This is a genomic window from Roseivivax sp. GX 12232, assembly GCF_021272185.1.
Classification (GTDB): domain Bacteria; phylum Pseudomonadota; class Alphaproteobacteria; order Rhodobacterales; family Rhodobacteraceae; genus Roseivivax.
The window spans coordinates 214,480-238,851 of record NZ_JAJSEC010000006.1 but is presented as its reverse complement, the minus strand read 5'-3'; the positions used below and the strand labels follow the sequence as shown (position 1 = coordinate 238,851).

Here is a 24,372-nt window from a genome sequence, read left to right as displayed (position 1 = left end):
TCCTCCCGCTCGTGGCTCCCGGGCGCGCCTCAGGCGGCGGCCCAGGCCGCGGCCTCCTCGCTTGTCACCCAGTCGATGGCGTTCCGCAGGAGCTTGCGGAAATTCGCGTTGCCATAGGTGTCGGCGTCATTGCCGCAGAGAATGGTCACCGTCGGCGCCTGTCCGGCCTTGCGGGCCCAGGCCACGAGGTCGGTGCCCGGCCCGTGGGACCAGCCGTCGCGGGTCCACATCCGCGCTTCCAGCGCATTGGCGGCGGAATAGAAGTTCTCCTGCGTGAAGTCGAACTCCGCCCGCAGAAGCGGCACGACATCCGGCTCGAGCAGCGGCATCAGGTAGAGCTCGTCGGTAAGGGTGAAGCCCTCGTCCAGACCCTCGGTGACCGGGTGCTTGCCCTCGGGGCGCAGGCGGTAGTCCACCGGGAAAAGGTAGCCGCTGTCGGGATAGTCCCGCCCCTTGTAGCGCCCCGGCTGGTAGAAGAACCGCGCGCCGATGGCCTCGGCGTAGTCGTCCCAGAGCGGCCAACCCGCCACCGCGTGGTGCAGGAAGATCATCGGCTTGCCCGCCGCCAGCAGCGCCCGGAAGCCCTGTTTCATGCGCTCGGGCGGCTCCTGCAGGGCGGGCGGCTGAGGCGTGCGGAACTGCAGCCCGGGCACGTCGTAGAACAAGAGCGCGTCGAAGTCCGACGCGCTCTCGGGGGTCAGCAGCGCCGCGGTGGCGGGCTGCTCCACATGGGTCCAGGTCATGCCGCGCATCGCGTCGAACATGCCGAAGAAGGCCGGCTTGTCGAACGGGTGCCCCTTGGTGGACACCAACAGGTTCAATGGCGCGTCGTAGCGGATGACCATGGGGCGTCAGAACTGCACGCGCTTGGTGAAGCCGCCGTCCACGATCAGGTTGGTGCCGGTCACCCAGCTGGCCGCATCCGAGGCCAGGAAGGCGATGCATTTGGCCACCTCGTCGGCCTCGCCCATGCGCCCGTCGGGCTGCTGCGCGAGGATCGAGTTGAAGAAGGCCTCGTCGGACTGGCGGATCTGGTCCCAGTTGCCACCCTCGATCAGGATCGGGCCCGGCGAGACCACGTTGAAGCGGATGCCGCGCTTGGCGTGGAACTGGCTCATCTGCTTGGCATAGGTGATGAGCGAGGCCTTGATCGAGTTGTAGGGCATCGGCGCGATGAAGGTCTCGACCGCGGCGGTGGTGGAGATGAAGACCACCGAGGCGTTGCCCGAGGCCTTCATGTAGGGAAACAGCGCGTCGAAGCCGCGGACGCAGCCCATGAGGTCGATCTCGAAGGCCTTGTACCAGCTCTTCTCGCCCTCCATGCCGCCGCCGGCGCTGACGCCGGGCACGAAGATGTCGCAGCCGCCCAGTTCCTCGGCGGCGTCCTTCAGCCACTGCTGGTAGCCCTCGACCTCTTTGACGTTGGCGCTGCCGCCGATCACCTTGACGCCAAAGGCTTTCAGCTCCTCGGCGGTCTTGGCGACCTCGTCTTCGCTGCGCGCGCAGAAGGCGATGTCGCAGCCCTCTTCGGCGAGGATCGTGAGCAGCGACCGGCAGATGCCCTTGGTGCCGCCGGTGACGATTGCCTTCTTGCCTTTCAGGCCAAGATCCATGCCTTTTCCTCCCATGTCAGTTGGCCCGTACCGGCCGCTGTCTTTCCGTATACACAGAAACGGTCTTTCTGTCCATTGGCAAGCCAAAACCAGGTGGGATTGCGTGGCGTGGCGCGTGACGCGTCTCTATTTGCCTGTAAAGGCTCACAAATATCGAGCATATCTCTGAATACGGAAATTGCCTTCTTTACACACAATGCGCGCATTCTGTATACGGGTCGGCAGGAGGAGCGACCGATATGACGGCGGAACGGGGCAGGAGATCCGGCTGTGCGGCTCGATGAGGTGATCTTCGGCGCCGGGCGGCGGACGCCGCTGGGCAACTTCGGCGGCGCGCTGCGCGGCGTGTCCCTGGCCGACCAGGCCGCCCATGCCATCCGGCACAGCCTTGCCGCTGCCGGGCGCGCGCCCGAAGAGGTCGACCACTGCGTTTTCTCCACCACCGTGCCCACCGACCGCGACAGCCTTTTCGCCGCCCGCGTCGTCGGCATGCGCGCGGGCCTGCCCGAGGGTGCTCCGGCGCTCTGCGTGACGCGCGCCTGCGCCTCGGGGCTGCAGGCGATGATCTCCGGCGCCCAGCAGATCGCCGAGGGCCAGAGCCGCCTGACCGTCGTCGCGGGCGCGGAGGCTTTTTCCCGCGTGCCGCACGCCGTCTCGGGCCTGCGCTGGGACGGCGCGCGCGGCAGCCGCCCCTTCGAGGACATGCTCGACTGGGCCTACCGCTGCCCCTTCAGCCAGGACTACATGGGCGACACCGCCGAAACGCTGGCCGAACGCTTCGGCCACGCCCGCGAGGCGATGGACGCCTGGGCCGAGATGAGCCAGTCCCGCGCGCTGGGCGCCCGGGACTTTCTCGCCCGCCAGATCGCCCCGATGGAGATGCTGGCCGAAGACGAAAGCCCGCGCGCCGATGCCGATGCCGACAAGCTTGCCCGCCTGCGCCCCGCCTTCCGCGAGGGCGGGCGCGTCACCGCGGGCAATGCCTCGGGCGTGACCGATGGCGGCGCGGCGATGGTCGCCTGCGCGCCGGGCGAGGCCCTGCCCGAGAATCCCTTCCGCATCCGCGCCTGGCGCGCGGTCGGCGTCCCGCCCGAGATCATGGGCATCGGCCCGGTCCCGGCGGTGCGCGCGGTGCTCGAGGCGACGGGTCTCGGCATTGCGGACGTGGACTACTTCGAGGTTAACGAAGCCTTCGCCGTGGTGAATCTGCACGCCGAGGCCGAACTCGGCATCCCGCGCGAGAGGCACAACCTCTACGGCGGCGGGATTTCCCTGGGCCATCCGCCCGCGGTGACCGGGCTGCGCATGGCGATGACCGCCGCGCAGCACCTGCACGAGACCGACGGGCGCCTGGCGATGCTGACCATGTGCCTCGGCGGCGGCCAGGGCATGGCCATGCTGATCGAACGCATATGAGGAGAGCTGCATGAGCGAGCTTGTGACGGTGACGATCGAGGGGGCGGTGGCCGAGCTGCGCTTCAACCGCCCCGAGGCGCTGAACGCGCTGGACCTGCCCCTGGCCCGGGCCTTCGCCGAGGCGGTGGACCGGGTCACCGCGGACCCCGCGGTGCGGGCGATCCTGCTGTGCGGCGCCGGCCGGGCCTTCGTCGCGGGCGGCGATGTCGCGGCCATGGCCGCCGATCCCGACCGCGGCCACGAGGTCGTCGACGCGCTGCTCGAGGTACTGAACCCCGCCGTGCTGGCGCTGCGCGCGGGCGACGCCCCGGTGATCGCCGCGGTGCGCGGGGTCGCGGCGGGCGCGGGGCTGTCGCTCGTGGCCAATGCCGACCTGGTCGTCGCCGATGCCGAGGCGCGCTTTGTCATGGCCTACGACCAGGTCGCCGGGGTGCCCGATTGCGGCGGCACCTGGTTCCTGACCCATCGGATTGGCCGGGCGAAGGTGCTCGAGATGATGCTGACCGGCGCGCCGATGACGGGCGCGGAGGCGCAGGCCGCGGGGCTGGTCACCCGGCTCTGTCCCGAGGATCAGGTCGAGGGCGAGGCCCGGAAGCTCGCCAGCCGCGTCGCGCGCGGGCCGACGCAGAGTTACGGGCGGTTCCGCCGGCTCATTGACGCCGCGCCGCACCACACGCTGGTTGAACAGCTCGCGGCGGAGCGCAGCGAGATCGTCGCCGCCGCCCATAGCGCCGACTTCCGCGAGGGGGTCAGCGCCTTCACCGAGCGGCGCAAACCCGAGTTCAGGGGGCAGTGATGGCTGACTACGACATCCTCGTCATCGGCGGCGGGCCGGGGGGCTATACAGCCGCGATCCGCGCCGCGCAGCTGGGCTTCAAGGCCGCCGTGGTCGAACGCGAGCACCTGGGCGGCATCTGCTCGAACTGGGGCTGCATCCCGACCAAGGCGATGCTGCGCTCGGCCGAGGTGCTGGGCCAGATGCGCCATGCCGCCGACTTCGGGCTGAGCCTCTCGGGCGATGTGAGCCCGGACATCGCCGCCATCGCCTCCCGTGCGCGGGGCATCGCCGAGCGGATGAATGGCGGGGTGGGGATGCTGTTGCGCAAGAACAAAGTCGACGTGATCTGGGGCGAGGCACGGCTGACCGGCCCCGGCCAGGTTAGCGTCGGCGCCCCCGGCAAGGCGCCCTGCGCGCCGCAGGCGCCGAAGCCGCGCGGCGTCAAACCCGAGGGTGACTACACCGCCCGGCACATCGTGCTGGCCACCGGCGCCCGCCCGCGCGTGATCCCCGGGCTCGAGCCCGACGGAGACCGCATCTGGACCTATTTCGAGGCGCTGAAACCCGAGGCGGTGCCCAAGCGGCTCGCCATCGTCGGCTCCGGCGCCATCGGGGTGGAATTTGCCAGCTTCTACGCCGCCATGGGCAGCGAGGTCACCGTCGTCGAGATGGTCGACCGCATCCTGCCCGCCGAGGATGCCGAGGTCTCGGATTTCATGCGCAAGGCCCTGGAAAAGCGCGGCATCATCTTCCGCACCGGCGCCGCGATCACCGGCTCCAAGGTCACCAAGTCCGGGGTCACGCTGACCCTCGGAGAGGGTGAGACGCTGAAGGTCGATCGGGTGATTTCGGCCGCCGGCGTGGTGGCGAACACCGAAGGTCTCGGGCTCGAGGCGCTGGGGCTCACGCTGACGGGCGGCGTGGTCCCGACCAGCGGCGCGGGGCGGACCTTGGTGCCGGGGCTTTACGCGATCGGCGACATCACCGGGGCGCCGATGCTGGCGCATAAGGCCGAACACGAGGCGGCGCTCTGCATCGAGGCCATCGCCGGCGAGCCGGGGCCCGAGCTGAACCGGAGCCGCATCCCGGCCTGCACCTATTGCGACCCGCAGGTCGCCTCGATTGGGCTGACCGAGGCCCAGGCCGAGGCCGCCGGGCACGCGCTGCGCGTCGGGCGCTTCCCCTTCCTGGCCAACGGCAAGGCCATCGCCATGGGCGAGGATCAGGGCATGGCGAAGGTGATCTTCGACGCTGACAGCGGCGAGCTTCTGGGCGCGCATCTCGCCGGGCCCGAGGTGACCGAGCTGATCCAGGGTTTCGCCATGGCGATGGAGCTCGAGGCCACCGAGGCCGAGATCATCGACACGGTCTTCCCGCATCCGACGATCTCGGAGGTGATGAAAGAGGCCGTCATGGCCGCCTTCGGCCGGGCGGTGAACATCTGAGACCCTCCCGCGCCCGGGCCTTGGGGTCCGGGCGTGGGGTGCCCGCGGGCGCGGGGCTCAGTCCGGCAGCGACCAGCTGCGGACCAGCGCCACTTCCTCGACCTCGGGCAGCACCAGCCGGCCCTCGCTGTCGAGATGGCCCAGAACGCCGGTGCGGAAGAACCGATCGGTGAAGCCCGCGCCGGGGCGTCCGGCGTATCCCTGGAACACGCCCGCGCCGCGCAGCCAGACCTCGCCGGTCTGATAGAGCAGCACGTCCATGCCGGTGCGGGGATCGACCACCATGACCTCGATCCCGCCGAGCGGGCGTCCACAGGTGGCCACGACGGTCGCCGCGGGGTCGCGCGGGTCGCTGGTCAGCGCCAGGCCGAAGGTCTCGGGCAGGGTCAGCCCGTTGACGAGCCGCGTGCCGGGCAGGGCTTCGGCGACCTCGGTGAGGTGCGCGCGCCCGGTGCGCAGATGCAGCCGCGCAAGCCCGGGGGCGGGGCGGTAGTCCGCGACGGCCCCGGGCTCGAGCAGCCAAGCGGTCGTCGCCGCCTTGAGCTCAGCCGACAGGTCGAGCTGCGCGCCCGAGGCCAGGCAGGCGGCCAGGACCGGCCAGAACCCCGGGTCCTCGGGCCGGGCGGCCAGCGCGACGCGGTCGTCCGCCGTGAGCGCCTCGCGCCGGGCCAGCGCGGCACCGAGATGCGCGGCGTCAGCGGAGGCATGGCAGAGCACCTCGTGCGCGCCGTCCCGCTCGATCGCGAAGCCCATGTCGCTTTGGCCGGACAGCGGATCCGTGGCATCGCCGAAACGGACGACGCTGCCCGAGCCCAGCTCGCCGAGCACCTCAAGCACCCGGCCCAAAGCCCCCGTGGCTGGCCCCCTGCCGGCGCGCACGGCTTCGGCGACCGCGCCCCAGGTCAGGCTGGTCTCGCCGTCGGTCAGCCCCGGGCGATCGGGGTGGTCTCCCGCAATCGAGCCCAGCAGACCCGCGAGGCCCTGCCGTTCCGATACTCTGGGCCTGTCCTGCGCATCCGCCGCCATGGCGCTTCCCTCACCTGATGAATTGTGTTTCTAATTACCTATTAGCGTATACAGGAGTTTCGGTCCATGCCATTGGCTTTCATCACGGGCGGCGCGCGGGGTCTGGGCCTTCGCATCGCACAGGAGGCCGCGGCGCGCGGCTACGAGGTCGCGATCTTCGACATGGCCGCCCCCGAGGCGCCCGTCGATCCGTCCTGGCGCTGCCTGACCGGCGATGTGACCGATCCCGAGAGCGTGACCCGCGCGCTCGAGGCGCTGGGCGCGGCGCCGGACCTGGTGGTGAACAACGCCGGCATCGTGCGCTTCGCCACGCTTCTGGAGACCTCGCCCGAGGACTTCGCCCGGACCATCGCGATCAATCTCAGCGGCGCCTACACGGTCGCCCGCCTGGCCGCGCCGGGGATGCTCGAGCGCGGCTCGGGCCATATCGTCAACATCACCTCGACCGGCGGCATCGCCACCTCGCCGGGCACCAATGCCTATGCCGGGGCCAAGCGCGGGCTGGCGGCCATGACCGAGCTCATGGCGCAGGAATGGGGGCCCATGGGCCTGCGGATCAACGCGGTCGCGCCGGGGATGATCGACGGCGGCATGTCCTCGGGGATCTACATGAACGAAGCGGCCCGCGCCCGCCGCGCCGGGGCCGTGCCTTCGCGCCGGCTGGGGCGCGAAGAGGACGTCGCCCACGCGGTGATGTGGCTCGACAGCGCCGAGGCCAGCTACGTCAACGGCCATGAGCTGGTTGTCGACGGCGGGCTGACCAAGGCCACCATGTCGATGATCCCGCGCGACTAGAACTTCTGGAAGGCCTCGGGCACGCCCGCGGGCCAGACCGTGCCCCACATCCGCATGCCGCCGTCGATGGTCAGCACCTCGCCGGTGATGAAATCGCCGCTCGGCGCGGAAAGGTAGACCACGCCCTCGGCCACGTCCCAGCTGTCGCCCATGCGGAACATCGGGTTCACGTTGTTGAAGCGCTGCGTGGCCTCCGGCGGATAGGCCGAGAGCCCCTCGGTCGCGATGGCGCCCGGGGCCACGCAGTTCACCCGGATGCCCAGCGGGCCCCATTCGGTCGCCACGGTGCGGCTGAGGTAGATCACCCCGGCGCGCGCCGCGCAGGTATGGGCCGCCTGCGGCATGCCGCGTTCCACATGCGCGACGTTGGAGACCACATGCCCCGGCTCGCCGCGGTCGCGCCAGCGCTGGGCCGCGCCCTGCATCATCCACCATGTGCCGTTGAGGTTCAGGTCGATCACCGATTTCCAGCCCTTGCGGGTGAAGTCGATGGCGCCCTGCGGATACTGCCCGCCGGCGTTGTTCACCAGGGTGTCGAGCCCGCCGAACTCCTCGAAGGTCTCGTCGAGCAGGGCGTCCACCTGGTCCTCGTCGCGGATCGACATGGGGCGGTAGTGGATCTCTGCGCCGATCAGCTCCTTCGCCTGGTCGCGGGTCTCCTGCAGAAGCTCCTCGCGGCGGCCGCAGATCATCACCTTCGCGCCGAGGCGGGCGCAGAGAAAGGCCATGGCCTTGCCCATGCCCATGGAGCCGCCGGTGATCAGGAAGCGCTGCCCTTCCAGCAGGTCGGGGGCGAAGATCGTCTTCTGGGTGGCAAGCTCCTGCGGCGAAAGCCCCCAATCGGGCTTCTGCGGGGTGGGGTCGGTCATGGGGTCCTCCCGAAGTCGGCGGCGCGCTTCTCGGCGTAGGCGGCGATTCCCTCGCGGCTGTCCTCCGAGCGCATGAGCCGGTCTGCATTGGCATGTCCGCGGTTGATCGCCGCGGGAAGCGGTTCGTTCTGCGCCTCGTTGAAAAGCGCCTTGGCGAATTGGATGGCCTGCCATGAGTTGCCCAGCATGGCCTCGGCGAAGGAAAGCGCCTCGTCGAGAACCCGCTCGGCGGGCACCACCCGGTTCACCACGCCCAACTGTGCCAGCCGTTCGGCGGGCAAAAGCGTGCCGCAGGTCACCAGCTCCATGGCGATCTGCCGGGGAAGCTGCTGCGCCAGCCGCTGCACGCCGCCGGTGAAGGCGACCATGCCGCGGGCGACCTCGGGCAGGCCGAAAAGCGCGCCTTCGCGGGCGATCAGGCAGTCGCAGGCCAGGGCGATCTCGAAGCCGCCGGCCACCGCCGCGCCGTTGATGGCGCCGATGACCGGCTTGGCGATCACCCGTTCGGTCACACCGCAGAAGCCCGCGCCCGGCACGAGGCCGTGCCCGGCCCCTCGGGCCGCGGCCTCCTTCAGGTCCATGCCGGCGCAGAACGCCTTGTCGCCTGCGCCGGTCAGAACGATGGCGCCGACCTCAGGGTCGGCCTCGGCGGCGCGCAGGTGGCGGTCGACGAGATAGGAGCCCTCGGCGTCCATCGCGTTCGAGGCCCGCGGCCGGTTGAGCGTGATGAGGCAGATGGCCCCCCGCCGCTCGACGCGGACCGGGGGCTCTGCGCCGGGCGCGGCCATGGGGGTCAGCCCTCGGCCGGCTCGGTGGTCTTGGCGGCCTCGGCGGGGGTGAAGGGGCTCACCCAGTCGCCCAGCCTGTCCGGCACCCGCAGCGTCTCGGGCACATCCGCGGCGCCGATGCATTTGTCGAGTTCGGCGTGCCAGTGGTAGATCCGGCGCTCCTGGTAGTTCAGCGGGAAGCCCCGCAGACCGGCGCTTTCCACCGACTTCTGGATCTTGTCGGCGAACTGCAGGTCTTCGTCGAGGATGTGCAGGAAGTTCTTCAGCCGCATGTCCCAGACCTCGGGGCGCGGGCCCTCGCCCCAGGAGGGGGCGAACCAATGCACCTCGATGGTCATCGTGTCGATCGAATCGGGCCAGAAGCACAGCACCGGGATGCCGGCGGGCGCGATCGGCGAGACGAAGTTCGGAAAGGCGAACATCGAGTAGTTGGTGCTTTCGAAGAAGGGGTCGGCGCCCTCGACCTCGGGCAGGCCCTTGACGCCGGGGTCTTTCCAGCCTTCGCGCTTGTAGGGGGTGACCATGCGGCTGTGGCCCTTGTCCCAGAGCGTGATCGCCGTGCCGCGATGGTCGAGGAAGCGATCCACCGTGTTCTGGTGGATGGACTTCAGGTGATAGGTCTCCATGAAGGCATCCAGAAGGATCTTCACGTTGCAGTTCACCTGGATCGCCTGCTTGTCGACCAGGATCAGCGTCTCGGGCTTTACTTCGTCGAGGTCGCGCGCCGCGGGGCCGAGGTAGTCGCGCAGCGGCTCGGCCTCGGGGTCGAGGTTGACGAAATAGAGGTTGCCGATGTTCTCGCAGCGCACCTGGATCAGGCCGCGGCAGGACATGTCGAGATCGACGAAATCGCGCCGGTCGCGCAGATTGATGAGCTCGCCGCGCGTGTTGTAGGTCCAGCCGTGGTACTTGCAGGTGACGCCGCGCGACTTGCCGTTTTCCTCGGTGACCACCGGCGCGCCGCGATGGCGGCAGGTGTTGTAGAAGCAGCGGACCTCCTGGTCCTCGCCGCGGATGAAGAACAGCGGCTCGCCGAGGCGCGTCCACTGCACGTAGGAGCCTACTTCGGGCACCTCGTCGGCATGGATCGCGTAGACCCAGGTCTTGTGCCACATGCGCGCGATCTCGAGGCGGTTGAACTCGGGGTCGACGTAGCGGCCGCCGGGGATGTCGGGCAGCTGCGGGAAGCCCTCTGGCGGTCCGCCGCGCTTGGATTCGTAGGCTTGCTGGTCCTTGATGGACTGGACTTCACGGGGATCCATAGGCTCTCCTCCCTGCCTTGCGGGCGCACCCGGCCGGATTTCTTGTATTTTACTCATGCCTCTCGTATATGCAAACCTCAATTACCGTATTTTTGAGGGCAGGTCAGATGGGGCAGCGTTTCGGCAGGATCATGCAGATGGGCTATGTCGTGCCCGACCTCGACGCGGCCGTGGACCACTGGGTCAACGTGCTGGGCGTGGGGCCGTTTTTCGTCACGGGAACAGTGCCCTACGCCGAGGTCACCTTTCGCGGCGCGCCCTGCGACGCCGAGACCCGCGTGGCGATTTCCAGCCACGAGGGCCTGCAGATCGAGATCATCGAACAGACCGGGGGCGGGGCCTCGACCTTCACCGAGTTCCTTGCGGCCACCGGCGGCGGGCTGCACCATGTCTGCGCGCTGACCGAGGACCTCGAGGCCGCGCTGGCCGACTGGCGCGCCAAGGGGGTGGAGCCGGTGCAACATGGTGTCACCAAGGCAAAAATCCCCTTTGCCTACCTGGAGACCGACGACCAGCACCAGGGCCGGATCCTGGAGCTGGTGCAGCCCAGCCAGGGCCTCCTGCGGTTTTTCGACAAGATCGAGGAGACCGCGGCGGCTTGGGACGGCGAGACCGCCCGCATCGAGCTGTGATTGTATGCGTTGACGGTGTTTTCTGGATACATTAATCCTGAAAGCCAGCAGAGGAGGACGCCATGCCGACGATTCACGCCACCGACCGCGACGGAACACAAAAGGTCATCGAGGCCGAAAACGGGCTCTCGCTGATGCTGAACCTGCGCGACAAGGGCGGGCTCGACATCGCGTCGATCTGCGGCGGCATGTGCTCCTGCGCCACCTGCCACGTCTATGTCGATCCCGACTGGCTGCCCAAGACCGGCGAGCAGTCGCCCGACGAGTTCGAGCTGGTCGAGTTCTCCGACCACTACCAGGAAAACTCGCGCCTCTCCTGCCAGATCGAGATGTCCGGCGAGCTGGACGGCATCAAGGTCACCCTCGCCCCCGAGGAGTGATCCGGCGCGGCCCTGAGGGCCCGCCCACCCTGAACGCAAAAAGCCCCCGGCCGGGGGCTTTTCTCGTCTCAAGGCCGGTGCCCGCGCGGCCCCGAGGCCGCGCACCGCCTCAGGCCAGCATGTCCTTCAGCTTGAACTTCTGGATCTTCGAGGATGACATCGGCCACTCGGTCACGAAATGAACCTCGCGCGGGACCTTGAAGCTGGAGATCTTGCCCTTGCAGTAGGCGATGATCTCCTCGGGCGCGATCTCGTTGCCCGGCACCAGTTCCACGAAGGCCACCGGCACCTCCTGCAGGCGCGGATCGGGCTTGCCGACCACCTGGCAGAGCTTCACCGCCGCGTGGCCCGCGACCATGGCCTCGATCTCCTGCGCGGCGACATTCTCGCCGCCGACCTTCAGCATGTCCTTCAGCCGCCCGTGGAACATCAGCGAGCCATTGGCGTCGAAGGCGCCCAGGTCGCCGGTGTGGAACCAGCCGTCGCGTTTGGCCTCGGCGGTCTTCTCGGGATCCTTGTAGTATTCGGTGAAGACCGAGAAGCCGCGCACGCAGATCTCGCCGATCTCGTCGGGGCCGCAGGGGCCGGTCTCGGGGTGCAGGATCTTCACCTCGAGCCCGTCGAAGGGCTTGCCGAGGCGGCGGGTGCGTTCCTCGTAGCTGTCGGTCGGGAAGCTGGTGGTCACCGTGCCCGAGGTCTCGGTCATCCCGAAGGTGCCGACCTGGATGGCATTGGGGATCTTCTCCTGCAGCGCCTTAGCAAAGCTCGGCGGCTGCATCGCCATGTTGGAGTTCATGATGCGGATCGAGGACAGGTCGCGGTCGTCGAAATCCGCATGGTAGATCATGTCGCCGATGAAGGTGCCGAAGCTCGGATAGGTCACCGTCGCGCGTTCGGCCTCGATCATCTCCAGCGCCACGCCGGCGTCGAAATACTGCATCGAGAGATAGGTGGCGCCGACCGAATAGGCGGCGCAGAGCGGGAACATCGCCCCGATGTGATACATCGGCAGCGGCGACCAGAAGACGTCCTCGTCGGTCATGTCGTAGCGCTTGGCCATGGCCTGCCCGGTGCGGATCAGGCTTTCATGCGCGATCATGCAGCCCTTGGGCTGGGAGGTCGTGCCCGAGGTGTAGAGCATCAGCGCCGTGTCGCGCACGCGCACGCGGTTGCGGATGGCGTGGATCTCCTCCTGCGGCACCTCGGCGGCGGCGCGGCGCAGCGCGGCCTCGGAGGTGAAGCCGGGCGCGCTCTCGTCGCCGGTCAGGAGGATGCGCTTCAGGCGCGGGGCCTCGGCCAGTTCCAGGGGCTGATCGGCGGGCGCCTCGGCGAGCGCCGGGAAGGCCTCGGTCAGCCGCGCGACGAAATCCACCGTCTCGGCGACCTTGCCCTGGGTGATCAGCGCGGTGAGATCAGCGTTCTCGACCACGAAGGACAGCTCCGAGCTGCGGTAGCGCGCGTTGATCGGCACCGAGACGGCGCCAAGGAGCGCGATGGCGAAAAAGCTCTCGACCGCCTCGATGCAGGAGGGCAGCAGCATGCCGACGTGATCGCCCGGCCCCACGCCCAGGGCCCGCAGGCCGCGCGCGCGCTGGATCGCCCGGGCCTCGAGCTCGCGGAAGCTCAGGCGCCGGTCGGGGAAGACGATGGCGTCTTTCTCGGGGAAGACCGAGGCCACCCTGAGCAGCAGGTCACCGACCGTGGTGATGGCCGTATACGCCTTGAAATCCAGCATGGTTGTTCCTCCCGTGGTCGCCATGATCAGCCCTCCCTGGCTTTTTGAGTATGAAAAACACTCGCTCCGTATACAAGAGCAATTCTCCAAAAGCCTCAGCCTGGCTTGGGTTTGGCGCGTGTTTACAGGGGGTCGGGAGGGGTGCGGCGTGCCGTGAACGCCACATTGCTGCGCCGCGGCGCGACAGAAATTCATTGATCAGTGTGTATATTTATGACCAACTCGCTAATACAAAGATGTGGGAATGGCATGGCCGTCAGCCCGATCCTAGCGAAAAGCGGACAGAGTGCACGGCTGTTTATAGGGAGGAAGACATGAAAATTCGGACACTTACGCTGACAGCCGCCAGTACATTGGCAATGACGCTCGCAGGGGCCTCTGCGCATGCGGAAGAGTACAAGGCCGTGATTCTGCAGTCCCTGACGGGCGGCGCAGCCTTCATCGGGAAGAACGTCGCCGACGGTGCGGTGCTGGCTGCGGAAGAGCTGAACGAACAGGGCTTCTTCGGCGAGGGCAACTCGCTGGTCTTCGAGGTCGAGGACGATGCCACCGATCGCACCCAGACGCTGTCGCTGATCACCCGGCTCGCCGCCGATCCCGAGGTGCTCATGGTGGTCGGCCCGACCTCCGGCTCGGTCGCCATGGCCGGTGCCAATGTCGCCAACGAGCGCGAGTTTCCGGTGATGACCACCACCAACTCCATGGAGGTGCTCGAGAACGGCCCTTGGTCCTTCATCATGACCCAGCCGGCCAGCATCACCATGCCCTTCATCGCCGACTACACCGCCGAGACGCTGGGCGTGGAGACCTGCGCGGTGATCGGCGTGAAGGACAACGAGGCCTATGTCGCCCTCCAGCGCATGTATGAAGATCTGATCACCGAGGCCGGTGTCGAGATCGTCTCGAACGATGGCGTGGCGCTGGCCGACAGCGACTTCTCGGCGGTGGCGACCAAGATTGCCACCTCCGACCAGGACTGCGTCTTCGTCGGCACCCCGGCGGCGCAGGGCGCGAATATCATCCTGCAGCTCAAGCAGGCGGGTCTCGACCCCGACACCGCGATCCTCGGGCACAACGCCTTCGCCTCGCCGACCTTCATCGAAAAGGGCGGCGCCGCGGTCGAGGGCGTCTACCTGATCGGCGCCTGGGTGCCGGGCGGCGACACCGAGTTCTCCTCGGCCTTCGCGACCAACTTCGAAGAGAAGATGGGCTTCCCCGCCGACGAGTGGAACGCCATGGGCTACTCCGGCATGCAGGTGGTCGCCCATGCGATCCGCGACGCCGCCGAGGCCGGCAATGCCACCCGCGAGGGCGTGCGTGACGCGCTGGGCGAGCAGAAGGACGTGCCGGTCGTGGTCGGCACGCACACCTACAGCCTCAATGAAGAGCGCGTCCCCTACTTCGGGATGAAGGTTCTGCAGGTGAAAGACGGTGAGTTCACCGTCGCGCCGCAGTAATCCTTGGAAAGACGGCGCGGCGCCCCGGTGCCGCGCCTCACCGGAAAGACAGGGTAGAACCCTGCTCAATTGGTGGATGACATGCTTGCACAGCAAATCCTGAACGGTCTGGTCTCGGGGTCGGTCTACGCGCTCTTCTCGCTGGGCTTCACGCTGATCTTCGGAGTCCAGAAGCTTCTCAACTTCGCCCATGGCGCGACCTTCATGGCGGGCGCCTTCATCGCCTACTACTGCACGATCAGTGGGCTGCCCTTCGTCATGGCGATCGGTTTCTCGATGCTGGCGACGGGGATCATCTCGATTCTGGTCGACCTCATCGCCTTCCGCACGCTGCGCAAGCGCGGCAACGCCGAGTTCCCGGCGCTGGTCTCCTCGATCGGGGTCGACCTGATCCTGGTCTCGATCGCGCAACAGGTTTCGAACACGCAGGTGCTGAACTTTCCCTTCGGCACCTTCCCGATCCAGTTCTACGACCTCTTCGGGCTGCGCATCTCGCTCTTGCAGATCGTCATCCTGGGCGTCGTCGCGGTGCTGGTCACGGCGCTGATCTTCTACCTCAAGAAGACCACCTTCGGACGCCAGGTCCGGGCGGTGGCCACCAACGAGCGCGCCGCGGCGCTGCTCGGGGTCAATGCGCAAAGCGTCTACATCCAGACCTTCTTCATCGCGGGGGCCCTGGCGGGGCTCGCAGGCGTGCTGATCGGGCTGCTCTTCAACTCCATCCAGTTCCTGATGGGCGAGCCCTACATGCTGCGCGCCTTCGTGGTCGTGGTGATCGGCGGGCTCGGCAGCGTGCAGGGCGCCATCGTCGCCTCGCTGATGCTGGGCGTCGCACAGTCGCTGACGGTCGCCTACTTGCCGTCGGGCCTGACCGACGCGATCATCTTCGGGCTTCTGTTCCTGGTGCTGCTCGTGCGGCCGAACGGGCTCTTCGGTGACATCAATGCCGTGGCCGGGGGGACGCGCCAATGATCCAGCTCTACTACGCCTATCAGCCGATCATCGACTTCTTCCTGCTGTCGGTGGGCTTCGGCTACAGCCAGCAGATCGCGCTGCGCGCCGGGGTCTTCTCGATCGCGACGGCCGGCTTCGCGGCGCTCGGCTCCTACTGCGTGGCGATCCTCGCGACGACCACCGGCGTGCCGATCTTCCTGACGGTGATCCTCGGGACCGCGCTGGCCGCGGTGATGGGCGGGCTCCTCGCCCTGCCGCTGGCCCGGCTGCGCGGCGCCTTCCAGGCCATCGCGACGCTCGCTTTCGTGCAGATCGTCCTGTCGCTCCTGCTCTATGGCGAGGGCTTCACCGGCGGCGCGCTCGGGATCGTCAACATCCCCCGCGAGGTGAACACCTGGATCCTGCTCCTGGTCACCGGCGCGACCATGTATGTGATCTGGAACATCGGCCGGTCCGGCATGGGGCGGGTCTTCAACGCCCTGCGCCAGGAGGAAAGCGTCGCTGCGTCCCTCGGAGTGAACATCGGCAAGTATCACATCCTTGCCTTCATCCTCTCGGGCGCGATCGGCGGGCTCTTCGGCGGGCTGCAGAGCCTCTATACCTTCCAGATCGAGCCACATAACTACGGCTTCGCCTTCATCGTGAATACGCTGACGGTGGTGATCCTCGGCGGCCGGACGACGCTGCTCGGCCCGATCATGGGCGCGCTGATCATGGCGCTTCTGCCCGAGATCGCCCGCCCGCTCGCAGAGCACCGCCAGGCGGTGAACGGCGTGATCCTGATCCTCGTCATCACCTTCCTGCCCAACGGCGTCGGCGACGAGATCGTCTTCTGGTTCCGCCGCCGTCGCCAGGCGCGCCTACAGCGCAAGACCGCAGCCGCAAGGGAGGCCCGCGATGCCGTCACTTCGTCTTGACAATGTCGCCAAGTACTTCGGCGGGCTGAAGGCCGTCGACGGGATCACCATGGAGGTCAAGCCCGGCGAGATCACCGGGCTGATCGGTCCCAACGGCGCCGGCAAGTCGACCGTGGTGAACATGATCTCGGGGGTGCTGGCGCTGACCAAGGGCGACATCACCGTGGACGGGGTCAGCCTGGCCACCGACCGCGCCGATGTCGTCGCCCGCAAGGGTGTCGCCCGGACCTTCCAGAACATCCGCCTCCTGCCCGAGGCGACGGTGCTGGAAAACGTGCTGATCGGCTTTCACCGGCGTGAGGAAGCCTCGCTTCTGAGCCAGCTCCTGGGCCTGCCGCAGGCGCGGCGTGACACCCGCCGCTTCGAGGCCAAGGCCTGGGACCTCTTGCACCGCTTCCGCATGGAGGAGTTCGCCGACTACGAGGCGGGCAATCTCGCCTACGGCCATCAGCGCCGGGTCGAGATGATGCGCGCCATCGCCGCCGAGCCGGACATCGTGCTGCTCGACGAGCCGGTCGCGGGCATGAACGACGTGGAGAGCGACGAGCTGGCCACGATCTTCCGCGAACTGGCCGAGAGCGGCATGGCGCTCCTGCTGATCGAGCACAACGTCGGCTTCGTGACCCGGCTCTGCCGGCAGGTCTACGTGCTCGACAGCGGGCGCATGATCGCCGCGGGCGATCCGGACAGCGTGACCCGCGATCCCGAGGTGGTCGCGGCCTATATCGGGACTTCGGGGCACTGACATGACCACATTGAAGATCAACGACCTGCATGTGTCCTACGGCGGCGTGAAGGCGCTGCGCGGGGTCTCGCTGCACATCGACGAAGGCGAGATGGTGGCGCTGATCGGCTCCAACGGGGCCGGAAAATCGACGCTGCTGAACGCCCTGTCGAACGTCGTCAAACGCCAGGGCGGCGAGATCGTCTTCGAGGGCCGCGAGACCCGGGGCATGTCGCCCTACGCGGTGTCGCGGGCGGGGCTCCTGCATGTGCCCGAGGGCCGGCAGGTGCTGGCCGACATGAGCGTCTACGAGAACCTCCAGGTCGGGCTCATCGCCCGCGGCAAGCGCGAGACGCTCTACACCCTCGACCATGTCTACGAGCTGTTCCCGGTCCTGCAGGAGCGGCGCGACCAGATTGCCGGCACGCTGTCGGGCGGGCAGCAGCAGATGCTGGCCATCGGCCGGGCATTGATGGGCGGGCCGCACCTTCTGCTGCTCGACGAGCCCTCGCTCGGGCTCTCGCCCCTGATCACCGACCAGGTCTTCGCCGCGCTCAAGCAGCTCAACGCCGAGGGGCTCACCGTGTTGCTGGTGGAGCAGAACGCCCACCGCGCGCTCGAGGCGACCAGCCGGGCCTATGTGCTCGACCGGGGGCAGATCTCCTTTGAAGGGGCCAGCGCCGAACTTGCGGGCAACAAGGCCGTGATCGACAGCTACCTCGGCGCCTGAGCGATGTTTCCGCTTGCGCTCCACCAGCTCTGCCTGCGCGACACCGGGCCGCTCGATCTGCCGGGCATCGCGCGGGGGGCGGGGCTCGACCGGGTGTCGGTCTTCGTCATCCCGCCGGCGCCGAACCTGGACATCTTCCCGCGGCTGACCGCGCAGGACCTGGCGGCCTTCCGCACCACCTGCGCCGCCCATGCGGTGACGGTGCACAACATCGAGGTCTTCTCGATCACGCCCGAAACCGAGGTCGCGGAGTTCACCCCGGCGCTCGACCTCGGGGCCGAGATCGGCGCGCAGCGGCTGACGGCCCTGGTGCAGGACCCCGAGGCCGGTCGCGCGGGCGCCCGGCTGGCCGAACTGGCCGATGCCGCCGCCGCGCGCGGCATGGCGGTGAGCCTGGAGTTCATGAAGTTCTCGCAGTGCCGCTCGATCGGCGCGGGCGAAGAGCTTTTGCGCGCCATCGGACACGAGAATCTCAGCCTGCTGGTCGATCCGCTGCACCTGTTTCGCACCGGCGGCACGGTGGCCGACTTGGCCGCGACCGACCCCGCGCTGATCGGGGCCGCGCAGCTCTGCGACGGGCCGCTGACCGCGCCCGAGAGCCCCTTTGCCGAGGCGGTCGAGGACCGCGGATTGCCGGGCGAGGGGGCCTTCCCGCTCGCCGCCTTCCTCGCGGCGCTGCCGCCGAAGGTGCCGCTCGATCTCGAGGTGCCGATGCAGCGGCTCGCCCGCGCCGGGCTCTCGCCCGGAGAGCGGGCCGAGCGCCTGGTCGCGGCCTCCCGGGCCGTGCTCGAGGCCGCCGCCCCCGCCGGGGCCTGAGCCCCGCGCGCCCTTACCCGTCACATCCTTTGCGAATGGACCAGCCATGACCCGAACAGCCTATATCGCCGGCTATACCCGCACGCCCTTCACCTTTGCCCGCAAGGGCGCGCTGGCGGGCACGCGGCCCGATCACCTGGGCGCCGCGGCGATCCGGGGCCTGCTGGCCCAGACCGGCCTCGCCCCCGACGCGGTTGAAGACGTGGTCTGGGGCTGCGCCTTCCCCGAGGGCGAGCAGGGGCTGAACATCGGCCGCGTGACCGGCCTGCTGGCCGGGCTGCCCGAGACTGTCGCCGGGGCCACGGTGAACCGCTGGTGCGGCTCCTCAATCCAGGCGGTGCAGATGGCGGCGGGCATGCTGATGATGAACGCCGGCGACTGTTTCATCGCCGGCGGCGCGGAAAGCATGTCGCGGGTGCCGATGATGGGCTTCAACGTCCTGCCTCCGCCGGAATGGGAGGCCGAGGCGGTGTCGGATTTCGTCAACGTCGGGCTGACCGCCGAACGGGTGGCGCGGGACTACGGCGTCGACCGCGCCGCGCAGGACGCCTTTGCCTATGCCTCGCAGCAGAAGGCGCTGGCCGCCCAGGCCGATGGCCGGCTCGCCGCCGAGATCACGCCCGTCGAGACCGCGGCAGGGCCGCTCGACCGGGACGGCTGCCCGCGCCAGACCACGCCCGAGAAGCTGGCCGACCTGGCGCCCGCCTTCCTCGAGGGCGGCAGCGTGACGGCGGGTTCCTCCTCGCCGATGACCGACGGGGCGACGGCGCTGATCGTCTGCACCGAGGAGGTCCTCGAACGCCACGGGCTCACGCCCCTGGCGCGGATCGCGGGCTTCGGCGTCTCCGGCTGCGCGCCGGGCATCATGGGCATGGGCCCGGTGGAAAGCTCGAAGAAGGCGCTGTCCCGCGCCGGGCTGGGTATCGCGGACATCGACATCGTGGAGATGAACGAGGCTTTCGCCGCCCAGGCCGAGGCCTGCCGCCGGGCGCTCGAGATCCCCGAGGAGAAACTCAACATCGACGGCGGCGCGATTGCGCTCGGCCACCCGCTGGGCGCCACCGGCGGACGGCTGGTCGGCAAGGCCGCGCAGCTTCTCAAGCGCGAGGGCGGGCGGCACGCGCTGGCCACGCAATGCATCGGCGGCGGCATGGGCATCGCCATGGTTCTGGAGGCAGCATGAGGACGGACATGAAAGCGGCATTCGGCAGCCAGGACACCGGCGTCCGGCGGGCGGCGGTGATCGGCGCGGGCTCCATGGGCGGCGGCATCGCGGCGCAATTTGCCAATGCCGGGATCCCGGTCGACCTTCTCGACATTCCCGGCTCCGACAGCCGCAACGGCCCCGCCGAGGCCGGCATCGCGCGCCAGCTCAAGAGCGGCGGCTTCATGGCCCCCGAGGCGGCGGCGCTGGTGCGCCCCGGCAACGTCGAGGACGACCTGCCGCGGCTCGCCGAGGCCGATTGGATCGTCGAGGCGATCATCGAGGATTTCGATCTGAAGCGCGATCTCTACCGCCAGATCGAGGCCCATCGGAAGCCGGGCAGCACGGTCTCGTCCAACACCTCGACGCTGCTGCGCCGGGACCTCGTGGCGGGTCTGCCCGAGAGCTTCGCCCGGGACTACGTGATCAGCCATTTCTTCAACCCGCCCCGGCAGATGCAGCTTCTCGAGGTGGTCGCGGGCGCGGATACGGCCAAGGAGAGCGCGACCCGCGCCTGGCGCGCGGGGCGCGGGCTCTTGGGCAAGACGGTGGTGGAATGCCGCGACACGCCGGGTTTCATCGCCAACCGCATCGGCTGCTACTGGATCGCCATGGCGGTGCTCGAGGCGGCGGAGCAGGGCCTGAGCGTCGAAGAGGCCGACGCGGTGATCGCCGCCTTCGGCGTGCCGCGCACCGGCGTCTTCGGGCTTCTGGACCTGATCGGCATCGACCTCATCCCGCTGGTCTGGGGCAGCCTGATCCGCTCCTTGCCCGCGGGCGACGGGGCGCATGCCTATGACCTGGCGGGCTCCGAGCTTTCGGCGAAAATGCAGGCGGCGGGGCGCTTCGGGCGCAAGTCCGGCGCGGGGTTCTACCGCAAGGCCGAGGACGGCAGCCGCGAGGCGCTGGACCTCGCAAGTTTCGAGTATCGCCCGCGCCGCGAGGTGGCGGATCTGCCGGGCGGCGGCCGCGACCTCGCCGCGCTGATCGCCGCGGGCGGGCCGCTGGGCGACTATGCCTGGTCGGTGCTGCGCAACCTCGCCCTCTACACCGCCTTGGTCGCGGGTGAGATCGCCCATGACCTGCCCGCCGTGGATACCGCCGTGGCGCTGGGCTACGGCTGGCGCGAGGGCCCGTTCCGGCAGATCGACCGGGTTGGCGCCGGTGAAGTGGTCGCGCGGCTCCGGTCCGAAGGCCGCGAGGTGCCGAAGCTGCTGGAGGGCGCGGCCCAAGCCGGCGGTTTCTACGACGGCACCGCGCCGCGCATCGACCTGTCGGGTGCGCCGCTGGCGGCGGATGACGCCCCGGGCGCTGCCGCCGAGGCCGCGCCGCGCATCCTGGCCGAGACCCCGGGCGGGCGGCTCGAGGATGGCGGCGAGGGGCTCGGCATCCTGCGCATCACCACCAAGATGGGGACCTTCGCGCCCGAGGTCTTCGACCTCTTCGAGGCGGTGCTGGCGCGCGGCGATCTCAAGGCGCTGGTCATCGCGCCGGGCTCGCCCCGGGCGCTGTCGGCGGGCGCGGATCTGTCGCGCTTCCTGGAACTGGCCGAGACGCCGGAGCGGCTCGAGGCCTTCCTGGCGCGCGGCCAGTCGGTCTTTTCCGCGCTGCGCCGGGCGCCCTTCCCGGTGGTCGCCGCGGTGCGCGGCTTGGCGCTGGGCGGCGGCTGCGAGGTGACGCTGCATGCCGACCGCGTGGTCGCCCATGCCGAGGCCCGGATCGGCCTGCCCGAGACGCAGCTCGGCATCCTGCCGGGCTGGGGCGGCTGCACGCGGCTCTTGGCACGGCTCGCCACGCCCGGCAGCGGCCCGCAGGGCCCCGGCGCGCTGGCCGCCCGGCTGGTCGAGACGCTGCTGCCCGGGCCCGTCGCCCGATCGGCGGTCGAGGCGCGGGGCCTCGGGCTCCTGCGCGAGGCGGACGAGATCGTCATGCACGCCGATGACGTCGAACCCGCCGCCTGCGCCATCGCGCGGGCCCTGGCGCGGGACTACAGCGCGCCGGAGGAGGAGCTTTTCACCCTCGCCGGGCCGTCGGGCCTTGCCGGGGCCCTGGCCGGCGCGCGGGCCGCGCGGCAGGCGGGCCGGATCGAGCCGGCGGCGCTGCGCGTGGCCGAGGACCTGGCCGAGGTCGTGACCGGCGGTCCCGAGGGCGACCCGTCGCGGCCGCTCTCCGAGGCGGAGATGCACGCGCTCGAACGCGCGGCGGTGCTGCGCATGGCCGCCCGGCCCGAGACCCGCGCGGCGATGCAGGCCACGTTGAAACGGTAGGAAGTGCACCGGCCTCGCGGAGGGCGGGGCCGGTGTTCAAGCCTTGGAGATCGTCGGAGACGGGGGTCTTGCTGCGGCTGTCGCGAGACTTGGTTGGGGTCCGAGGCTTTGCCGGGAGCGGTCCGCCGTCACCCCGGCCCCCGCAAGCCCGTCCTCAGACCAGCTTCTCCACCTCTTCGCGCAGGATCTTGCCGCTGACCGACCGGGGCAGCGCGTCCATCTCGACGAAATGCACGTCCTTCGGGCGCTTGTAACCCGCGAGCTCGGCGCGGCAGAGCGCCAGCACCTCCTCGGCCTCGAGCGGTGCGGCGCGGGCGACCACGGCGACCGGCACCTCGCCCCAGCGCGCATCCGCCCGGCGCACCACGATGGCATCGGCGACGCGCGGATCGGAGAGCAGCACCCGCTCGATCTCGGCGGGGTAGATGTTCTCTCCGCCGGACTTGATCAGATATTTCGACCGCCCGGCGAAGAGGTAGCCGTCTTCGGTCTTGCGGAACATGTCGCCCATGCGGAACCAGCCCCCGGCAAAGTCCTTTGCGGTGACCTCGGGGTTGTTCCAATAGCCCGAAAAGAGCGCGGGCCCGCGCACCCAGGCCTCGCCCGGGTCGCCCTCGGGCACCTCGCGGCCCTCGCCGTCGCAGAGCCGCAGCTCCACCAGGCTCGAGAGCCGTTTGGGAAAGCGCGTCGCGCGTGTGCCGGGCGGGATCACCGCGCCCGACAGGGGGCCCATGCCGGTCTCGGTGGCGCCGAAACTGTCGAGATAGGGGGCGCCGACCAGGGTGGTGATCTCGGCGATGACCTCCGAGGGCACGAGGTCGGCCATGCAGCCCACCGCGCGCACGCCCTGGATCGCGGGTTTCCGCGCCTTCAACTCGGCGATCAGCGGCTCGATGGTCGCGGGCACCAGCAGCAGCCAGCCCACCGGGAAGCGTTCGAGCGCGTCGAGGATCGCGCCCGCGTCGAAGCCGTCCACCACGTAGCCCGGTGCGCCGGACATCAGGGTCGAGACCAGGTGCTCGGTGCCGCCGATGTGGAACATCGGGGCCCAGGCGACATAGCCGTCGCCGGGCAGGATGCCGAGGTCGAGCCGCAGCGTGCTCATCCGCGCGATCTGCGCGCGATGGCTGATCACCGCCGCCTTGGGCCGCCCGGTGGTGCCCGAGGTGTAGATGATGAAGAGCCCGTCCTCGGCCTCGGCGGCGACCTCGGTCTCGCCGGGGGCGGAGAGCTCGGCGAACCCCGCGACGGGGCAGGGTCCGGCCACCGCCGCGGCCATCTCGGCGTGGCGCGGCGAGGCGACGATCAGGCCGGGGCCGACAAGCTCCATGCAGTAGCGCAGCTCGGGCTCGGTCAGGCGGGTGTTCTGGCAGGCGTTGATCAGCCCCAGCTTGGCGCCCGCGAGCTCCAGCACGGTGTAGTCGATCGAGTTCTCCGACAGGACCGCGACCCGGTCGCCGCGCCGGAGCCCGCGCTGGGCGAGGGCCGCGGCGCAGCGGTCCACCCGGTCGATCAGCTGGGCATAGCTCAGGTCGGTCGTCCCGTCGGTCAGTGCAAGCGCCCCGGGCCGTTCGTGGGCGCGCATCGCCACCAGCGGATAGACGGTCATCTGGGCGGCCCGGGCGGTGTCGGTCATTCCTGGTCTCCGAAGCGGAAGGTGGCGGTGAGAAGCGGCGCCTCCTCATCCGCGCGATAGAGCGCGGCGCTGCCGCCGTCGCGGCGCGCGCAGAGGTGATCGCCCTCGCGGACATTGCCGAGAAACCGCGCCTCGACCTCGCGCAGCGCGCCTTCGTTCTCGCCGTCGAGAAGCGCGTTCATCAGCACGGCAAGGTTCGCCGGGCCCGGGTTGATGCGCAGAGGCCCAAGCCCCGCCGCCTCGGCGGCGTCGCGCGACAGGTGGATCTCGTTGTCGTCGTTCAGAAGCGCGCACCATCGCGCCATGTCCGCGCCCGAGACCGGGCCGAAGCGGAAGGTCGGGGCGTCGGTCATTGGGCCTCCGGTGCGGGAAAGACGATGTGCAGCGCGATCTCGGACGCGGGGGTGCCGCCCTCGGTCAGCGCCACGGCGAGATGCAGGTGATCGGCGGCGCCATAGGCCCGGCTGGGCCGCCGCTCGAGGCCGGCCACTTTGGCCTCGACGGTGTAGTCGCGGTCGATCTGGAGCGGCGCATGCAGCGTGATCCGGCAGCCCGCCAGCACCGGGCCCGCGGCGAAGTCCAGCCCGAGGCTCTCGCTCAGCTCCTTGATCGGCTGCGGCAGCCCGCCGAGCGCGCCGAGGAAGGCGAAGATCGGATGCGCCCCTGCGCCTTGCCGGGCCAGCGCGCCCGACATCCGCCGCACCGCGTCGTCCGCCTGCCGGGTGAGGCGGTAACGGCTCTGAGGGATGGGCGGATGCGCGGCGGGGGCAGGCATGAGGTCAGGCGCCGGGTCCGAGGGCCGTGCTGGCAGAGCAGGGGCGTAGGGGCATGAGGCGAGACCTTCCGTGGCGCGTGGCGCGCGGTCTAGAAGCCGCGCGGTAGGGGTGTGACGCGCGGGTGAGAGGTGATGGGTGGGGCGATCATTGTG

Annotated in this window: 24 protein-coding genes; 14 read left to right on the top strand and 10 right to left on the bottom strand. The window is 69.5% G+C overall.

Translation table 11 applies throughout. The features are described 5' to 3' along the window. Positions 1-29 precede the first annotated feature (29 nt). Both LR948_RS12465 and LR948_RS12460 read right to left on the bottom strand, forming a co-directional pair. A complete protein-coding gene (locus LR948_RS12465; protein WP_232754359.1) occupies positions 30-845 on the bottom strand; it encodes a ThuA domain-containing protein in 816 nt (271 codons plus the stop codon). A gap of 6 nt (positions 846-851) precedes the next feature. Continuing rightward, positions 852-1,613: an SDR family NAD(P)-dependent oxidoreductase gene (locus LR948_RS12460; RefSeq protein WP_232754358.1), complete on the bottom strand. Its 762-nt coding sequence runs from the start codon at positions 1,611-1,613 to the stop codon at positions 852-854. A 270-nt stretch (positions 1,614-1,883) separates the two neighbouring features. Here LR948_RS12460 and LR948_RS12455 point away from each other — a divergent pair, with 270 nt between their 5' ends. The 3 genes from LR948_RS12455 to lpdA are packed head-to-tail and all read left to right on the top strand — an operon-like array spanning position 1,884 to position 5,252. Continuing rightward, a complete protein-coding gene (locus tag LR948_RS12455; protein ID WP_232754357.1) occupies positions 1,884-3,029 on the top strand; it encodes a thiolase family protein in 1,146 nt (381 codons plus the stop codon). Between the two features lie 10 nt (positions 3,030-3,039). Continuing rightward, positions 3,040-3,825: an enoyl-CoA hydratase/isomerase family protein gene (locus LR948_RS12450; RefSeq protein ID WP_232754356.1), complete on the top strand. Its 786-nt coding sequence runs from the start codon at positions 3,040-3,042 to the stop codon at positions 3,823-3,825. Beyond that, positions 3,825-5,252, top strand: coding sequence for a dihydrolipoyl dehydrogenase (lpdA, locus tag LR948_RS12445; RefSeq protein ID WP_232754355.1), 1,428 nt, complete (start codon positions 3,825-3,827; stop codon positions 5,250-5,252). The genes LR948_RS12450 and lpdA overlap by 1 nt, the downstream gene beginning before the upstream one ends. A 57-nt stretch (positions 5,253-5,309) precedes the next feature. Here the strand turns inward: lpdA and LR948_RS12440 are convergent, their stop codons facing one another. Continuing rightward, on the bottom strand, positions 5,310-6,278 hold the full coding sequence (locus tag LR948_RS12440) for an AMP-binding protein (RefSeq protein WP_232754354.1): 969 nt from the start codon (positions 6,276-6,278) through the stop codon (positions 5,310-5,312). Between the two features lie 66 nt (positions 6,279-6,344). On the opposite strand from LR948_RS12440, the gene LR948_RS12435 reads away from it, so the two are divergent. Continuing rightward, positions 6,345-7,073 carry an SDR family NAD(P)-dependent oxidoreductase gene (locus LR948_RS12435; RefSeq protein WP_232754353.1) on the top strand — a complete coding sequence of 243 codons (729 nt, stop codon included), beginning with the start codon at positions 6,345-6,347 and terminating at the stop codon, positions 7,071-7,073. On the opposite strand, the gene LR948_RS12430 is transcribed toward LR948_RS12435, so the two are convergent. From LR948_RS12430 to LR948_RS12420, 3 genes are read right to left on the bottom strand one after another with little or no spacing between them, the layout of a single operon-like run. Continuing rightward, entirely contained in the window at positions 7,070-7,942 is an 873-nt protein-coding gene (locus LR948_RS12430; RefSeq protein ID WP_232754352.1) for an SDR family oxidoreductase, read from the bottom strand. The genes LR948_RS12435 and LR948_RS12430 overlap by 4 nt on opposite strands. Continuing rightward, positions 7,939-8,730, bottom strand: a complete 792-nt coding sequence (locus tag LR948_RS12425) for an enoyl-CoA hydratase-related protein (RefSeq protein ID WP_232754351.1) — start codon at positions 8,728-8,730, stop codon at positions 7,939-7,941. The genes LR948_RS12430 and LR948_RS12425 overlap by 4 nt, the downstream gene beginning before the upstream one ends. Before the next feature lie 5 nt (positions 8,731-8,735). Beyond that, complete coding sequence (locus tag LR948_RS12420; protein WP_232754350.1) at positions 8,736-9,992, bottom strand: aromatic ring-hydroxylating dioxygenase subunit alpha; 1,257 nt, start codon at positions 9,990-9,992, stop codon at positions 8,736-8,738. A 107-nt stretch (positions 9,993-10,099) separates the two neighbouring features. Here LR948_RS12420 and LR948_RS12415 point away from each other — a divergent pair, with 107 nt between their 5' ends. After that, positions 10,100-10,624 carry a VOC family protein gene (locus LR948_RS12415; RefSeq protein ID WP_232754349.1) on the top strand — a complete coding sequence of 175 codons (525 nt, stop codon included), beginning with the start codon at positions 10,100-10,102 and terminating at the stop codon, positions 10,622-10,624. 62 nt (positions 10,625-10,686) lie between these two features. Beyond that, positions 10,687-11,004 (top strand): 2Fe-2S iron-sulfur cluster-binding protein, encoded by a 318-nt coding sequence (locus tag LR948_RS12410; RefSeq protein ID WP_232754348.1) that lies wholly within the window; start codon positions 10,687-10,689, stop codon positions 11,002-11,004. A gap of 109 nt (positions 11,005-11,113) precedes the next feature. Here the strand turns inward: LR948_RS12410 and LR948_RS12405 are convergent, their stop codons facing one another. Continuing rightward, positions 11,114-12,763 carry a class I adenylate-forming enzyme family protein gene (locus tag LR948_RS12405; protein WP_232754347.1) on the bottom strand — a complete coding sequence of 550 codons (1,650 nt, stop codon included), beginning with the start codon at positions 12,761-12,763 and terminating at the stop codon, positions 11,114-11,116. Between the two features lie 380 nt (positions 12,764-13,143). On the opposite strand from LR948_RS12405, the gene LR948_RS12400 reads away from it, so the two are divergent. From LR948_RS12400 to LR948_RS12365, 8 genes are all read left to right on the top strand, one after another. Further along, positions 13,144-14,196 carry an ABC transporter substrate-binding protein gene (locus LR948_RS12400; protein WP_232754346.1) on the top strand — a complete coding sequence of 351 codons (1,053 nt, stop codon included), beginning with the start codon at positions 13,144-13,146 and terminating at the stop codon, positions 14,194-14,196. Between the two features lie 81 nt (positions 14,197-14,277). Further along, entirely contained in the window at positions 14,278-15,168 is an 891-nt protein-coding gene (locus LR948_RS12395) for a branched-chain amino acid ABC transporter permease (protein WP_232754345.1), read from the top strand. After that, positions 15,165-16,067, top strand: coding sequence for a branched-chain amino acid ABC transporter permease (locus tag LR948_RS12390; protein WP_232754344.1), 903 nt, complete (start codon positions 15,165-15,167; stop codon positions 16,065-16,067). Before LR948_RS12395 ends, LR948_RS12390 begins: the two co-directional genes overlap by 4 nt. Continuing rightward, complete coding sequence (locus LR948_RS12385) at positions 16,048-16,812, top strand: ABC transporter ATP-binding protein (protein ID WP_232754343.1); 765 nt, start codon at positions 16,048-16,050, stop codon at positions 16,810-16,812. The genes LR948_RS12390 and LR948_RS12385 overlap by 20 nt, the downstream gene beginning before the upstream one ends. Position 16,813: 1 nt before the next feature. After that, on the top strand, positions 16,814-17,521 hold the full coding sequence (locus LR948_RS12380) for an ABC transporter ATP-binding protein (RefSeq protein ID WP_232754342.1): 708 nt from the start codon (positions 16,814-16,816) through the stop codon (positions 17,519-17,521). 3 nt (positions 17,522-17,524) lie between these two features. Continuing rightward, entirely contained in the window at positions 17,525-18,337 is an 813-nt protein-coding gene (locus LR948_RS12375; RefSeq protein ID WP_232754341.1) for a sugar phosphate isomerase/epimerase, read from the top strand. A 46-nt stretch (positions 18,338-18,383) separates the two neighbouring features. Then, complete coding sequence (locus LR948_RS12370) at positions 18,384-19,520, top strand: thiolase family protein (RefSeq protein ID WP_232754340.1); 1,137 nt, start codon at positions 18,384-18,386, stop codon at positions 19,518-19,520. A gap of 8 nt (positions 19,521-19,528) precedes the next feature. After that, positions 19,529-21,808: a 3-hydroxyacyl-CoA dehydrogenase/enoyl-CoA hydratase family protein gene (locus tag LR948_RS12365; RefSeq protein WP_232754339.1), complete on the top strand. Its 2,280-nt coding sequence runs from the start codon at positions 19,529-19,531 to the stop codon at positions 21,806-21,808. A 154-nt stretch (positions 21,809-21,962) separates the two neighbouring features. Here the strand turns inward: LR948_RS12365 and LR948_RS12360 are convergent, their stop codons facing one another. The 3 genes from LR948_RS12360 to LR948_RS12350 are packed head-to-tail and all read right to left on the bottom strand — an operon-like array spanning position 21,963 to position 24,219. Further along, entirely contained in the window at positions 21,963-23,444 is a 1,482-nt protein-coding gene (locus LR948_RS12360) for a class I adenylate-forming enzyme family protein (protein WP_232754338.1), read from the bottom strand. Further along, a complete protein-coding gene (locus LR948_RS12355) occupies positions 23,441-23,797 on the bottom strand; it encodes a MaoC/PaaZ C-terminal domain-containing protein (RefSeq protein ID WP_232754337.1) in 357 nt (118 codons plus the stop codon). The genes LR948_RS12360 and LR948_RS12355 overlap by 4 nt, the downstream gene beginning before the upstream one ends. Next, entirely contained in the window at positions 23,794-24,219 is a 426-nt protein-coding gene (locus LR948_RS12350) for a hypothetical protein (protein ID WP_232754336.1), read from the bottom strand. The genes LR948_RS12355 and LR948_RS12350 overlap by 4 nt, the downstream gene beginning before the upstream one ends. Between the last annotated feature and the right edge of the window lie 153 nt (positions 24,220-24,372).

Excerpts from the sequence above, each read along its gene's own strand:
- LR948_RS12415 (WP_232754349.1), top strand. The coding sequence starts at position 10,100 with ATGGGGCAGCGTTTCGGCAGGATCATGCAGATGGGCTATGTCGTGCCC.
- LR948_RS12460 (WP_232754358.1), bottom strand. The coding sequence starts at position 1,613 with ATGGATCTTGGCCTGAAAGGCAAGAAGGCAATCGTCACCGGCGGCACC.
- LR948_RS12425 (WP_232754351.1), bottom strand. The coding sequence starts at position 8,730 with ATGGCCGCGCCCGGCGCAGAGCCCCCGGTCCGCGTCGAGCGGCGGGGG.
- LR948_RS12360 (WP_232754338.1), bottom strand. The coding sequence starts at position 23,444 with ATGACCGACACCGCCCGGGCCGCCCAGATGACCGTCTATCCGCTGGTG.
- LR948_RS12380 (WP_232754342.1), top strand. The coding sequence starts at position 16,814 with ATGACCACATTGAAGATCAACGACCTGCATGTGTCCTACGGCGGCGTG.
- LR948_RS12385 (WP_232754343.1), top strand. The coding sequence starts at position 16,048 with ATGCCGTCACTTCGTCTTGACAATGTCGCCAAGTACTTCGGCGGGCTG.
- LR948_RS12420 (WP_232754350.1), bottom strand. The coding sequence starts at position 9,992 with ATGGATCCCCGTGAAGTCCAGTCCATCAAGGACCAGCAAGCCTACGAA.
- LR948_RS12435 (WP_232754353.1), top strand. The coding sequence starts at position 6,345 with ATGCCATTGGCTTTCATCACGGGCGGCGCGCGGGGTCTGGGCCTTCGC.
- LR948_RS12370 (WP_232754340.1), top strand. The coding sequence starts at position 18,384 with ATGACCCGAACAGCCTATATCGCCGGCTATACCCGCACGCCCTTCACC.
- LR948_RS12465 (WP_232754359.1), bottom strand. The coding sequence starts at position 845 with ATGGTCATCCGCTACGACGCGCCATTGAACCTGTTGGTGTCCACCAAG.
- LR948_RS12405 (WP_232754347.1), bottom strand. The coding sequence starts at position 12,763 with ATGGCGACCACGGGAGGAACAACCATGCTGGATTTCAAGGCGTATACG.
- LR948_RS12450 (WP_232754356.1), top strand. The coding sequence starts at position 3,040 with ATGAGCGAGCTTGTGACGGTGACGATCGAGGGGGCGGTGGCCGAGCTG.
- LR948_RS12355 (WP_232754337.1), bottom strand. The coding sequence starts at position 23,797 with ATGACCGACGCCCCGACCTTCCGCTTCGGCCCGGTCTCGGGCGCGGAC.
- LR948_RS12395 (WP_232754345.1), top strand. The coding sequence starts at position 14,278 with ATGCTTGCACAGCAAATCCTGAACGGTCTGGTCTCGGGGTCGGTCTAC.
- LR948_RS12410 (WP_232754348.1), top strand. The coding sequence starts at position 10,687 with ATGCCGACGATTCACGCCACCGACCGCGACGGAACACAAAAGGTCATC.
- LR948_RS12440 (WP_232754354.1), bottom strand. The coding sequence starts at position 6,278 with ATGGCGGCGGATGCGCAGGACAGGCCCAGAGTATCGGAACGGCAGGGC.
- LR948_RS12375 (WP_232754341.1), top strand. The coding sequence starts at position 17,525 with ATGTTTCCGCTTGCGCTCCACCAGCTCTGCCTGCGCGACACCGGGCCG.
- LR948_RS12390 (WP_232754344.1), top strand. The coding sequence starts at position 15,165 with ATGATCCAGCTCTACTACGCCTATCAGCCGATCATCGACTTCTTCCTG.
- LR948_RS12430 (WP_232754352.1), bottom strand. The coding sequence starts at position 7,942 with ATGACCGACCCCACCCCGCAGAAGCCCGATTGGGGGCTTTCGCCGCAG.
- LR948_RS12365 (WP_232754339.1), top strand. The coding sequence starts at position 19,529 with ATGAAAGCGGCATTCGGCAGCCAGGACACCGGCGTCCGGCGGGCGGCG.
- LR948_RS12350 (WP_232754336.1), bottom strand. The coding sequence starts at position 24,219 with ATGCCTGCCCCCGCCGCGCATCCGCCCATCCCTCAGAGCCGTTACCGC.
- lpdA (WP_232754355.1), top strand. The coding sequence starts at position 3,825 with ATGGCTGACTACGACATCCTCGTCATCGGCGGCGGGCCGGGGGGCTAT.